Below are 13103 nucleotides of genomic sequence, written 5' to 3'. Positions count from 1 at the left end.
AGGAGTCCATCAGGCGCCATGAAGGAACTGATACATGATCGATTGAGCAGGATGGAGGATCTGGAGCAGCGCAAGTTATTGAAAAATATAATGACTGGATTGTTCCTGAACCTGGTGGAATATCAGGAAGACATGAATCGGAAAATAGAGCGCAAGGTATTCGACGAAATTGAGGATGGCGAGGAAAAGCACGATATTTTCGTATCGATGTGCCGCCGCGATGATGTCGACCCGATTCATGATTTCCTCCGCCCGATGCTGCCGGAGGACACGGCACACAAAACGATAGAAATGGGAAGTCTTGTCGAGCAGATGAAGCAGCAGGGGAAAGCGCTGCTGCTAACTCTGTTTTTGCAGTGTGATTTTGCAAGGCTGCATAACCTGATGTCAGGGAAAAGAACATTCCGCGGAGAGATGAAGACAACAGGGGGCAATTATGCGATTACGGTGCGCTTGTCGCAAAGCCGACTGTACATCAACGAGATCGAGAAGCTATACCGTGTCTTTCAACAGAACAGCGTTCCATGGAAGACATTGAATCATCCATACGCTTATAAATTTTTTGACGTATGGCTCACGGACTGCGACAGTGCTTTGCGGAAAGAGGACGAGATCAACGAGATTACCGTTAATCTAGAGGAATTCGAGCCTCATAAGCACGTGGATCTCGTACCGCTCTGGAATATCGAGCGGCTTGCCATTCAGAACGACGGCTTTCCCGAGCCTGCAGCCGATCGAATTAATTACGAACATGTTCTGGCGATTCACAAGCTGGGCAGCGAACATGGCTATCTGGTGGAAGGAAATGAGGAACACATTCGTTATATCAAGCGAACGAGAGACGATTTGACGATTGTGTCGCCGCATGAGAAATCCGGCATGTGGACGGTCGTGAAGATTGCGCAGCCTTCGGAATCCCGGCTTGGAAGCTTGGAATACAAGCTGGTATCCAATCGGAGAGCAGATGGCTTTATCGGCAAATATGCGAGGAAGCAAGCCCAAATCGTGCGCTCCAAGGGCGAGATTGTGCGGCTCGTGAATGCTTTTGAGGCAGCGCAGATGCTTCAACTGGAGCATGTGGATATCCTGGAAGCGAATAACGGCGGAGAACAATCCTATGAGATGAACTCGTTCATTAGCGACAATGTGCGGACGGTACTGGATAAGAAAATTATGCGGCTTAGCTTCCGCGCAGTCGAGGACGAAGTGTCGGAAGGAGAGCAGTTCATTCTGCATGATCTGATGAGCTTTCTCGTTTCCGAGGTGCAGATGCATTTTCCCGAGTATAAGTGCGAAGGGGTATTGGCGTGAATTACATATGGGATTTGGTCATTAAGGCAGAGCAATCCGGTCTGAGCGCGTCGGATTTTTGCTTTGTCCCCGCCAAGGTGTATTCGCCCTATATGGAACTGAGCTTGGAGGAGCTCAACGTTTGGGCGAATGCGGTGCCGGACACAATCGAGGTGAATCCGTATTATCGGTTCTACGATCTGTTCAAGGACATGTTCGACATAAACAATGAAGAGGATGTGGAGCTGCGCCATACGCTGTTCGATATCGTGCTTCACTTTGTGACGGAAATTGATCGTTATCAGGGGATGAACCGGCGCGAGTATTACATAAAGTTCGTGCTGCGCGACATGGAAGAGGGGAAGTTCGGTTTGCGCGTCAGCAAGGGGATCGGCCTGTTCAATCAAGAGCAGCGCGAGATGATCGCGGGGAATGTGCTGCGGCTATATGAGACGGGTGAGGCGATATACCTGCTCAAGGATACGATGCGCGGCATCTTTCGCAGCTCGACGATCTATGCGAATTGCGAGGATCGGGACGAGCTTCTCTTCTATGTCGGACAGGAGGAAAGTGAACCGGCGCGAATGAAGCTCGAATTGATTCAGGAGCTGTTCCTGCCAGCGAGGTTCCATACGGAAGTGTACTGGCAGGATCATTTCGGCATTATTGGCATGGAGGATACGATGCGGATTGGAAATGTGTCGCTGTATTAACTTATAAAGATAAGAAGCAAGGCTGGACGCGAGGCGGCCGGGAGGGGGCAAAGATGAGCGAGTATACATATAGGCTTTATAAGCAGCCGGCCAAGCGGGATGCGGGGCGGAAGCATGTGGAATATACCCGGGAGGAACTATCGGAGATGACGACATTTCAGCTCCGGAACATTTGCCATCAGGAAAAGCTGATTGAAGGAATGATCCATACGCTTGATCGCGACGGATTAATTGCAACTGTCATGAAATACCGGGGGGCGGAGGAAAGCCAGCTCATTCAAACGGCTAGCCCGGACGGGTTTGAACGGGTCGAGAAGATGGTACGAACTTATCTCCGTATGCCGCTGCCGAATGACGGAGGTATTCGGGTTCCGGCCAAGATTACGCTATACGACGGCTTGAAGCTCGATCGGCATGATGGATACAGGGTGGAAGCGGGAACGGAAATTGCCGAATCGAACGTGCTGCTTGTCAATGAGCATATGGAGCTGTGCGCGATCCTCAATCTGGTGAAGGATAGTCTGCGTCCGGGCAGCTATTGGCTTGCGATGGGCGAGGGAGCGGAAGTGAGGAAGACGGCGAATCGCCAATACAGTCTGCTCTTTTTCCCGAAGCAAGTATCGGAATATGTGTATCGCACGTACTATCGCAGCACCCCGCAGCCGCCGGCCAATCTGTACTATTACAAGATTCCGGTGGCGGATTTGGATATCCGCGAGCTGGAAGAGACGGACGCGGTGTTGGCGATTGACTTCGGGACGACAAATACAACGGCAGGGGCGTATTTGCACGGTGGGTACGTGGCTTCACCAAATGCGACGGATCTGCTGAACGGGCGAATCCGGCTTGATCGTATCAACTATGTGTGCTTCCCTGACGGAACATCCAAGGAAGGGGAATGGCTCGAGTCGCTGCCTACTGTAATCGGAATCGCAGATTGCTCGGATCCGGAGCGAATCCGGTTCAGCTTCGGCAGCGATGCGCTGCAGGATAAGCGGAAAAGTGGGTACAGCTCCAGCGCCTCCGTGTTCCATGGAATGAAGCGCTGGGTGAACAATTACAAGCGGCTGGAGGAAGTGACGGACGGCCATGGGAATGCAGCAACGGTAAGCAGAAGCGATTTGCTGCGCGCCTATATGCTGCATGTAATCCGAACGGCAGAGCATCAATTCAAATGCCGCTTCAAGCATCTCCATCTATCGGGCCCGGTCAAGATGAAGACACAATTCATCGATATGTTCGCGGATATGTTGCCGGAGTACCGCATTGAGACCAAGGATGCGCTGGATGAAGGCTTGGCCGTATTGTACAACACGATCGCTGATCAGATGGAGAAACAGCGGTTTCTGGACGGCGAAGAATATCAAGCGCTCGTGATCGACTGCGGCGGAGGAACGACCGATCTGTCGTCATGCCGGTTCCGCATCGAGGATGGGCATATCGCTTATAAGCTCGATATCCATACATCCTATGAGAACGGAGATACGAACTTCGGCGGCAACAATCTTACATACCGCATCATGCAGTACATGAAGATCGCATTTGCCGACTTCTACAGGAAGGCGAGTCTGCCAGACATCGACAGCTTGATTGACATTCCGGCGACGGACATTTATCGGCATGTCGACGAATTCGGCGCAGATGCCGTCTATTCAAACTTCGACGCCCGTTATAAGGAGACGGAGCACTTTCTTCCGACTCGGTTCAAGGAATATGAGAACCATGCGCGCGATGAATATCAGCGCGTGCGGAACAATTTTTATGTGCTGTGGGAGCTGGCGGACGGCATGAAGAAGGAATTTTTCCGCAAAACGGGCATCCTTCGCAATCGATTCCACTCAGGGCCGGGAAGCAGGACAGAAAGCGACCTGAATCTTACGGCCGTGGATCGATGGTGCCTGTCACTGCGCGAGAACGGGCAGTTCCGGGACGTATACGAGCCGCCGGACATCGTGTTCAACATTCAAGAAATGAACCAGTTGATTCGTGGAGACATTTACGCCATCGTACGCAAGTTTCTGGACGAGTTCTACCGCGACGGTAGGCTGCAGGACTACTCCATCATTAAGCTGACAGGCCAATCCTGCCGCATCGACGTGTTTCGGGAAGCGCTGAAGGAATTCGTACCGGGAAGAGCAATCGAATTCCGGCAGAAGGCGGAAGATTCGGGGAAGGTTCCAGAGCTGAAGCTGGCCTGCTTGCGCGGTGCCCTGCGTTACTTGAGCGCTCGGAAGTCGGGCCTTATCGAGGCGCAGCTAACGAATCATGCGCCGGTCGTTCCGTATTCGGTCAGTGCCTGGACACATACCGGGCGGGAGAAGATGCTCATCTCCGGCTACGAGCGGCTGGATCAGGCGCAGGGCTCGATTTCGCGGCCGCTTAGCGCGCATGAGATCGAGTTCCATATTCGTGGAGGCGACGGGCAATTGAGACACACAGTGACATATCGGAATGATTTTGCCGATTACAGCCCTGCTCTATACGAAGAGATCGCCGCCCAGTACGGCGCAAGCATTCCACAGGACGATACGGATTCGATTGCCAACGGCGAGGCGAAATGGTTCGTTTTTGCGGGCGATGGCAGCTGGGGCTTCAACGCAGTGCCGGTTGCGCGGGTGAATGAGCAGCTCCATATCGGGAAGAAGCAATTCTATGCGTTCGAAAATGATTTGTCGGAGTTGGATTTCTTCGACGGGTTGAAATAAGGAAGGACGTACGTGTTCAAGAAGGCCGAGTGATTTCCTGTATGAGTTGGAGAAAGGCGGCCTTGTTGAACAATCTCAGCGGGGAAAGGAGGAAGCATCTTGTTCAAGCATCAATTACCACACTTCCATAAAGGTCGGATTCTGAAAACCGCCATGCTGGAGAGCCTGCGCGATTATCCACGCCAGTTCGCCGACATCATCTACCAGCACTATTCCGACGGTATCATCGTGGGTGGAGAGGTTCAGGTCAATGCGGAAAGCTTGATGATTACCAAGGGCATCGTCAAGCATGACGGCCGCTTATATACCATGGAAGAGGATTTCGAACTTCCGTATTCCTCGAACGGCAAGGAGACAGTGCTCAAAATTCGCTTTCTCACGGAACAGGCAGCGAGCGACTTCACGACGCTTCCGGGCGAGATCGTGCTTGATGAGCACGACATGCAGGTGCAGACGGACGAGCTGGAACTCGGTCGGTTCAAGCTGAAGGAGGGTGCCCGGCTGCGTGCGGATTATCAGGGTTTTGCCGACTTGGAGACCGAGTATAACACGTTCAACGTCATCCATGTGCCGTATGCAGGCATCGGAAGCAGCACGCTGTCTCCATTCATTTTGCAGTATTTCGCCAATGAACTGCTGAAGAGCGGCACGGATCACCCCTATGATGCGAGCTTTGCCATGCTCTGTCTGAACGGCGGCGCCGTGGAACGGAACGTCATTCAGCATTATCTCGGTCAGCGTCTCGGAACGGGATACCGCGAGCTGAGCAATGAGCGCATCTTCGCAGGCCTGCGGAGAATTTTGAGTGAAGCGGGAGGAGGCAGAGCGCTGTCTCCTGATGTACGGCACGGTGGAAGGCAGCGGATGATTGTGGATTGAGTCAGGGGTTCTAAAAAGCAGGAGTTACTACCTGAAGCAGCAGCGGCGAATATTCATCGGCTCACAGACCGGATGTCATTTATTCGAACGACAGCGCTTCAATTCCGATTGAATTTTCCAAAAAGTCATATTTTTTTAAGAAGGGACTACCCTTATGAACTATATGGACGAGCAGATCCTTAGCATCAAAAACAAGCTTAATCAGAATGCTGCATCTAATAATGAAAATACGATCCTATCTCAAACGACTGTAAATAATCACGATAAAAACATAACTGAAAAAAACTCAACGTTATGGCAGGGCGATAAGCTCATTACTTTGGAAATGAGAGCGATTTTGGACGGACAAATGGCGGTTAGCGTCCCGAAATTCTTTAAGCTAATGCCGCTTGCGCAAGCCAAGTTTAAATATCCTTCGGAGCATCGTCCGGAGCTCATTTATACTTCGGAGGATGGAACGGTGAATATCACCTTTAATCGAACCGAAACCCCTTTGGCGGTCGAGGAGCTACCTGATTTTGTCGAGCAGATGGCAGACGTTCTGCGGTCTGTACAACCGATCCATAATTGGATGGGTACTCAAGTGATTGTGAATCGTTCCGGTCTATCCATCGGGCAAATCCGTTTTATAGCTGCAGGTGTGGATACGAATTTGTACAACGAGATCCTGTTGTTCATCCATGCAGGACAGGTGATGATGGGGACGTTTAACTGTGTGGAATCGGACATGGAGGTATGGCTGCCTGTTGCGGAATATACGGTACAGTCGCTCCAAACGGTGTCAGTGCCCTTGCCTCCTACGTTTGAGAAAGGAGCGTATTCGCTATGAGCATAGGCTACGAAAATATCCAAATCCATCCTTACGAGCTGGTCAAACTGGAGCAGCTTACCCTCACGAAGAAAATAAACGAGCACACCCGTCTCTATTTTACCGGGATCATCCCCGAGGAGCTACGGGATAGCTATGTGGAAAAGACAGAGAAGAACACGGTCATTCAGGTGAGTCAGCGGGACGAATCGGGCGACAGCAAGCCGTTATTCAGCGGGATCGCACTAACGGTCGAAGTAAGGGTTGAAAGGGATGTTTACTACCTCATGGTTGAGGCCATTTCTCATACCTACCGGATGGATATCCAACAGCGTACCCGCTCTTTTCAATATACGAAGATGACGATTCCTCAGATGCTGGAGATCGTCGGCAAGGATTATGAAGGGCTGGATGTGATTGATGGGGCGACAGGCGGAGAGCCCATCAGCCGAATTGCCATCCAGTATCAGGAGACGGACTGGGCTTTTTTAAGACGAATGGCTTCCCACTATCATACGAGTCTAATGCCTGTGGCCCGTTTTGACAGTCCTAAATTTTATTTCGGCATCGAGGATAGCCCTGCACAAGTGGTGCTGGATCATACCCGTTATACCGTGCGCAAGCAAATGCTGCCTTTTCGCTATTTTCAGGAGAATGAACAGGCAAAGGTGGGCGAGAATGATTTTATTGTTTATGAGGTAGAGACGGACGAGGTGCTGGACTTGGGGGCTCGGTTAGCTTTTAAGGGACATAGTTTGTTTGTTATTGAGGCCTATACGGAGATGAGGCAGGGCTTACTGCGTCATCAATATGTGCTTACTTCGTACCAAGGATTGCGACAGAAACGTTATTATCAGGACAAACTGGCTGGTGCTTCGTTAGGCGGGGTGGTCGTGGACGTGCGTCAGGATCAGGTACGTATCCATCTGGACTGCGATGAGAAGCAGGCGGTCGAGCAGGCGCATTGGTTTACCTATTCGGCGGTGTATAGCGGCGGAGGACATACAGGCTGGTATGTAATGCCAGAGAAAGGGGATCCGGTGTCTTTATATTTCCCGGGAAGTCGTGAAGAAGATGGCGTTGCGGGAAGTGCGGTCCGACGTGCGGGGAGAGGGAGCGGACACAACAAGTTCTCCAATCCGCAGATGAAGATCTGGCGAACGCCCCATGGGAAGGAAATCCGTCTGGGACCGGATGAACTGGTCGTGACGGGGAAAGATGGCTCTATTTTTATCAAGCTGGACGACAAGGAAGGCATTCATATTGTGAGCAGCAAGCAGGTAAGTATCTCGGCGGGTGGCAATTTGAGCTTGTCTGCAGGGAAGAAGATGAGCTTGTCCGCAGGCAGCGAGCTGCGTATGGACTGCAAGGGCAGTCATATTCAATTGAGCGGATCAGCCAATATGAAGGGCAGCGAAGTGAAGTCGAATTAGGCTATAGTTCGCGAACGAATGAAGGCAGTTTGATGATATGACCTATGAAGAGCTTCAGATCGTGGGGGAATGTAAATGGAGAAGCCTAAAGAAGAGCTAGACCCGCAGCAAGCCGCCTCGAATCTGGCGTGGTACCTGATCCGCAGACACTGGGCACTGAAGTTCAAGGCGGTGCAAGAGCAACGGATGAAGGCCTGTATCGAGGACTTTCGGGGGTACTGCCGGGATATTCGACAAGAACAGATTCAAGGGAGAAAAGGGAAAATCGGCTATATTACGTACTCCACGCTGCGTACCACATGGCTGGAGGAGCGGCCTGCTTATCTTGTAGAAGCTTCAGATGCCTTATGGATGCTTGATCCCCAGCCGATCCGATTTGAATGGGATACAAGCTGGTCATATTCCTATTGGTACGATTTTCGGCAGCAATTGCAAGAGGAAGTAGAGAAGCGGCGTGTTTCGCTATCGGAGCTTGAATGGGAGCATGCCATGCTGGAGGCGGCAGCACATATTCATGCACTCCTTGTAAATATGGTTCGTCTCGCGATGAAGCAGGCCGTGTGCTTGCCGGAATTTCAAGAGTTGGAGCGGGAAGAGACGTTCGAGATTCGTGTGGGCGAATACATGGATCACAGTGTATCGGTGTATCGAGAAGATCGCAGAGCCATGGAGGCAGATCAGATTCGGTTATGGCTAGAGGAAAAAGAAGAGCATGCATATGGTTATCAGGCGTTGACCCAAGTCCAACTATCGGATGGAGATTATAGTTTGCTGGATTTTCGCTATACAGCTTTTCGCCAGATTGAGATGGAGCATAGCCGTCTATATGGCTGTGTTTTAGTAGGAACGGTGTGGCAGGAGAGTCAGTTGAATGGTAGCGACTTGACATACAGCTTGCTTCATGGAGCCGATTTCAGCGGATGCTCGATGAAAGGAGCGATATTGGATGCCGTTATGGGCAGCGCCGGATATGGATCAGATGTTTCTTTGGATTGGGAGCCACTGGGTTTTGCTGGTGTAGATTTCACAGGGGCAAGCTTGCATAAGGTTAGCTTTCAAGGTGCGCAGTTGCGTGGAGCCGTATTTCAAAGTGCGTTACTACAAAGAGCGATTTTTACCGGAGCGGATCTAACGGATGCCTGCTTTGCTGGGACAGATCTATCAGGCGCATCTTTTGCCGGCGCTTGTTTGATCGGGGCTGATTTTACGGGAGCTAATGTACAAGGAGTCATTTTTACAGATGTACAGCGTAGAGAAGCCATTGGATTGGATTCGGGAACCTTTGAGAAATCTCATCTATATCGTGATCCATTTGCGCCTGCACAGTCGAGGGACACCGCTAGTAAAAGGGAGTGGCTGCATTGAGATATTTTCGACTGATGGTAGACGAGCGGGTAAAGAACAGGGTGGAGCCTGCTGCGATGTCTCCTTTGCAAGTAAGAGATATCCTGGCAGATCCACAGGGACAGAACCAGCAGGAGGATCCTCTTTTTCTAGCTGTACATACCAGTCCACAAACGGTGTACCCGGATTTTTTGGAATTTCCTCTGCCGCTGGTGTCGGATCGGATGAAATCATTATTGGAGAAATATATGCCCGGACTGGAATGGAGAGCGGTCATCCTTACCGATTTCAAGCAGGCCAAACAGGACGTATATTGGTTGCTTCGTCCGCCGATGGAAGATTGTTTGTCCGCACAAACAGAATGGTACCCCAATCAGACATTGAAGCGTTTGGTACTGAGACAGGGGGAGTTGGAATCGCCTGTTTTTCGGATTAAGGGCTCCATCGAACCTCATATTTATATCCATTTAGCTGTGGCGGAAAGCTTGTTGCGACGATTCTTTACAGGCATTCGATTGCAAAGAGTTGAGATGGAGGCATGAAGGGGGAGAAAGCAAGATGGAAGAAACTCAGGTGAAGCCGGGAAGCGCTGCGAAAAAAAGCTATGTCGTGGCAGGAGCGATCTTAAGCTGTAGTTATGGTACGCAGCCTACCCGTCTGAAAAGGCCTTTTAGCCATGGCGTCTACATTAAAAACAAAGCACAAATGAATATTGGAGATTACGTGCCCGGGGTGAACATCGAGTCTTTTGGGAACTGCTCCAGCCCTCTAAATCCAGCCGTGCAGGCCAGTGAAATGGTAGACATCTATGGCGTGAAGAAGGCTCCATGTGTTCCGATGCTGACTATGCCGTGGCTGAACGGGAAAAGTGATGTGAAGATCGAGGGTCAGCCTGCCTTGATGCAGAACTGTACCCTTCAGTGTCTATATTGTGGTCATATCCAAATCGAAAATGACGGGCAGGAGTTGGATTAAGGTTCTGTTCTCAAAGGCGTCAGGTTTCGGAAGTGACCGCGGCTTTATGCCGCCCGAAAGGAGAGATGAGCTCACTTGAGTGCATTACATAACGAAATCGGATATGAAAGTCTGCGTTTCTACGGTCCCTTTCAGCCTCAACATATAGAGAAGCTTCAAATTACAAGAACCATCAACGATCACGCATATGTAACGGTAAGCGGCATGCTGTCGGAAGAGCAGGGAGCTGCATGCATTGGACAGAACATGGAAGAGGAACCGATCGTTATCCGCCAGTTGGATGAACGGGGACAATCGGTAAGACGACTGTTTCATGGCATTGTTACGCGCCTATCCGTGCATTGCATTCGGGGCGTGTATACCTTTGAGCTGGAAGCCGCTTCGCATTCCTATCAGATGGATATCCAGATAAAGAAGCGATCCTATCAGGATATTCATCGTACCTACGATGATCTGGTCACAACGATGATTCGTAAATACAAGTTTGGAGACGCCATCGATACCGTAACCAACAATACCAAACTGGGAACTTTTGTTTTACAATATGAGGAGACGGATTGGGCATTTTTAAAGCGTCTGGCCGCTCGCTTTGGGTCAGTGCTAGTGCCAGAGGTAACTGCAGCGTCGCCTAAGGTCTTCTTCGGAATGCCGGTAGGCAAACTGTACAAACTGGAACGGGATGTAAGTTACCAGGTTCGTAGGACGTTCCATGAGCTGGAGACGGGGAAGCCGGGAAGACGAGCGGGCTCGTATGTGACCTACGTGATCGAAAGCCTGCAATACTATGCGTTGGGTGATAGCATCGCGTTACCGATTGGATCTGGGAAAGAGCTAGTCGTTGTTCGGGCAGTAACACGGATGAAGGATGGACTGCTGCTTACCCGTTACGATCTCCAGGCTGAACAAGATATTCGCTATGCCCGCTATGAGAACGATCAAGCTACGGGGATTGCGCTGACGGGCAGCGTGTTGCAGGTACAGCAAGATTTGGTACAGCTCCAACTGGATATCGACCCTAAGCAAGACCCGGCTAAAGTATGTTGGTTCCCGGTGGCCACTCGCTATGCAGCAGAAGAACATAGTGGCTGGTACGATATGCCGGAGGTTGGGGCGCGTGTAGAGCTTTACTTGCCGACGAGCCGGGAGCATGAAGCCTATGTCATGGATTCGCGACAGCATCGCCACGCGCAAGGGAAGCCAGACGTTAAAGTATGGAGACATACGCAAGGAAGCGGCGTGGACATGTCTGAACAAGAGCTGACCCTGTCTACCTCGGGAGGATTTTCAATTACACTCCATGAAGGGAACGGCATTACCGTCAGCAGCCCGGGAGATGTGCGGATTCAAGGCGGTCACGTGAAGCTGGATGCGGGTCAGGAGCTGTCGCTGACAGCGGGAAGTGCATTGTACCTCACAGGCGGATCCAGCAGCATGGTACTGGACGGAGAAACGGATATCAAGGCCCCGGTGGTGGATCAAGAGGGAACGGTGAAGGCTCCAGTGTTCGTCATGGATCTTCCTCCTGTGCCGGAGCCGCCACTAATGAACATCAAAGACTATGAAGCAGCACAAGCCGCAGCCAAGAAGGGTTCATCTAATAACACAAATACCCCTACCGCGAAGATCACGAACCCGGCGGATCAAAAACAAGCTGATGGATTGCTGGGTACGGAGTCCAAACTGCTAGGCGCTATTCCGATGATAGGGGCAGTAGCTGGAGCAGTAGTGGGAGTAGCAATGGGAGCAGCATTAGGCGGATTTGTCGGAGCGGCTGTGAGTACGAGTCTACTAGCAAGCGCTGCTGTTCCTGTTCGAAGTACAGGGACGAGTCATGCTGGAGGTGGAGGCGCAAAAGGTGGATTGCATCCACTGAAATATCTGGCCGGTTTGTTCATGCAAGGACTCATCAGTCAATACGAGCACGAGAAAGCCAAAGATGCCTATTATAGTAAGTGGCTGCTGGGCAAGGTGTTCACAAGTGCGCGTCATATAGCAAGTTCTGGCGGTCTACTAGAGCTGGTTCAAAACATAGCAATAGAGTCAAATGCGATGGCTCAAGCGTATCAGCAGATTCCACCTGAAGTGAGACAACGCTGGAAGGCGAACTACGATCGTCGTTACATGGCAGAACAGCTGCAACTGAAGCAAGAAGAAAATAGTGATTGGGAAAGTAAACCAGCGAAAAAAGATTTTATAGATATTTATCTGGTAGATCCATTTATAGAACTTGTCACTGGTAAAAAGCCCGGTATAAAAACCCAGGGCCAACAAGTGCTAGAAGCTCAATTGATTTCTATGCAAATGCAGCAGCATTTAGAATTAACTGAGATTTCGTCGGAGCTACAAGCTGCTATGCGCGGTGCAGCAAGTGCTGATAGGATAGCTGAGGTGGTGTCTAAGTCTCCAAAATCATCTGGGGGGATACCTTCAAAAAGGGGGACGCCTAAACCGTCGAGTACGAGTAACCATTTTGATGGGACGGGGAAAAATGCTTTCACTTATGCCGCAGACTTCGAGGATCATATAATTAATGTGCAGGGTATTGTTAGAAAGAAAAATAAAGGGGTTGTTGGCGGGCATAATAGAGAAAACTTCGAGAAGGCATTTACTAATGAAGGATGGAGTCTTGAAGATTGTATAATTTATGAAAGAAAGCATCCTTACATTGACGGGATAACAGAATTGAAATATGGAATTCCAGCATTAGATAGGGAAGGTAATATTATTGCGGGTGAGTTAAAAAGTATTCCAAAACCGAAAACCGTCTATGATCCCCAAAAGATATCGGATGCAGATATTATTAAGTGGGGGAAAGAGGCTATGGAAAATGGTCGAGTAGATGGACGCGTTGTTAGAGGAAATTCATCTAATGGTTTAGAGTTTGAGGGATATATAGATGAAACGACTGGAAAAATAACAAATGTATTTCCTATAGTCCCAAGAAATGAGTAGAGGT

At 50.3% G+C, this 13103-nt stretch carries 10 protein-coding genes; all 10 read left to right on the top strand.

From position 1 onward, the window contains the following. Positions 1 to 18: 18 nt before the first annotated feature. Positions 19 to 1311, top strand: coding sequence for a normocyte-binding protein (locus tag ABN764_RS19670; RefSeq protein WP_446672955.1), 1293 nt, complete (start codon positions 19 to 21; stop codon positions 1309 to 1311). Beyond that, complete coding sequence (locus tag ABN764_RS19665; RefSeq protein WP_268625136.1) at positions 1302 to 2003, top strand: iron-dependent peroxidase; 702 nt, start codon at positions 1302 to 1304, stop codon at positions 2001 to 2003. The genes ABN764_RS19670 and ABN764_RS19665 overlap by 10 nt, the downstream gene beginning before the upstream one ends. 53 nt (positions 2004 to 2056) lie before the next feature. Then, positions 2057 to 4708: an Hsp70 family protein gene (locus ABN764_RS19660; RefSeq protein WP_446672825.1), complete on the top strand. Its 2652-nt coding sequence runs from the start codon at positions 2057 to 2059 to the stop codon at positions 4706 to 4708. 99 nt (positions 4709 to 4807) lie between these two features. Then, complete coding sequence (locus ABN764_RS19655; RefSeq protein ID WP_446672824.1) at positions 4808 to 5587, top strand: DNA and RNA helicase; 780 nt, start codon at positions 4808 to 4810, stop codon at positions 5585 to 5587. A gap of 154 nt (positions 5588 to 5741) precedes the next feature. Then, positions 5742 to 6416 carry a hypothetical protein gene (locus ABN764_RS19650; RefSeq protein ID WP_446672823.1) on the top strand — a complete coding sequence of 225 codons (675 nt, stop codon included), beginning with the start codon at positions 5742 to 5744 and terminating at the stop codon, positions 6414 to 6416. Further along, positions 6413 to 7828 (top strand): phage baseplate assembly protein V, encoded by a 1416-nt coding sequence (locus ABN764_RS19645; protein WP_446672822.1) that lies wholly within the window; start codon positions 6413 to 6415, stop codon positions 7826 to 7828. The genes ABN764_RS19650 and ABN764_RS19645 overlap by 4 nt, the downstream gene beginning before the upstream one ends. 75 nt (positions 7829 to 7903) lie before the next feature. Then, positions 7904 to 9193: a pentapeptide repeat-containing protein gene (locus ABN764_RS19640; RefSeq protein WP_446672821.1), complete on the top strand. Its 1290-nt coding sequence runs from the start codon at positions 7904 to 7906 to the stop codon at positions 9191 to 9193. Between the two features lie 14 nt (positions 9194 to 9207). Beyond that, positions 9208 to 9714 carry a hypothetical protein gene (locus tag ABN764_RS19635; RefSeq protein ID WP_446672954.1) on the top strand — a complete coding sequence of 169 codons (507 nt, stop codon included), beginning with the start codon at positions 9208 to 9210 and terminating at the stop codon, positions 9712 to 9714. Positions 9715 to 9730: 16 nt separating this feature from the next. Beyond that, complete coding sequence (locus ABN764_RS19630; RefSeq protein ID WP_021261075.1) at positions 9731 to 10147, top strand: DUF4280 domain-containing protein; 417 nt, start codon at positions 9731 to 9733, stop codon at positions 10145 to 10147. A 75-nt stretch (positions 10148 to 10222) separates the two neighbouring features. Next, on the top strand, positions 10223 to 13099 hold the full coding sequence (locus tag ABN764_RS19625) for a CdiA family toxin C-terminal domain-containing protein (RefSeq protein WP_446672820.1): 2877 nt from the start codon (positions 10223 to 10225) through the stop codon (positions 13097 to 13099). The last annotated feature ends 4 nt before the right edge of the window (positions 13100 to 13103 follow it).

It is taken from the genome of Paenibacillus wuxiensis (assembly GCF_040195695.1).
GTDB classification, from domain to species: domain Bacteria; phylum Bacillota; class Bacilli; order Paenibacillales; family Paenibacillaceae; genus Paenibacillus_B; species Paenibacillus_B suaedae.
The sequence above is the reverse complement of the archived record's forward strand: the minus strand, read 5'-3'. Positions and strand labels throughout refer to the sequence as shown.

Excerpts from the sequence above, each read along its gene's own strand:
- ABN764_RS19670 (WP_446672955.1), top strand. The coding sequence starts at position 19 with ATGAAGGAACTGATACATGATCGATTGAGCAGGATGGAGGATCTGGAG.
- ABN764_RS19660 (WP_446672825.1), top strand. The coding sequence starts at position 2,057 with ATGAGCGAGTATACATATAGGCTTTATAAGCAGCCGGCCAAGCGGGAT.
- ABN764_RS19650 (WP_446672823.1), top strand. The coding sequence starts at position 5,742 with ATGAACTATATGGACGAGCAGATCCTTAGCATCAAAAACAAGCTTAAT.
- ABN764_RS19645 (WP_446672822.1), top strand. The coding sequence starts at position 6,413 with ATGAGCATAGGCTACGAAAATATCCAAATCCATCCTTACGAGCTGGTC.
- ABN764_RS19640 (WP_446672821.1), top strand. The coding sequence starts at position 7,904 with ATGGAGAAGCCTAAAGAAGAGCTAGACCCGCAGCAAGCCGCCTCGAAT.
- ABN764_RS19635 (WP_446672954.1), top strand. The coding sequence starts at position 9,208 with ATGGTAGACGAGCGGGTAAAGAACAGGGTGGAGCCTGCTGCGATGTCT.
- ABN764_RS19630 (WP_021261075.1), top strand. The coding sequence starts at position 9,731 with ATGGAAGAAACTCAGGTGAAGCCGGGAAGCGCTGCGAAAAAAAGCTAT.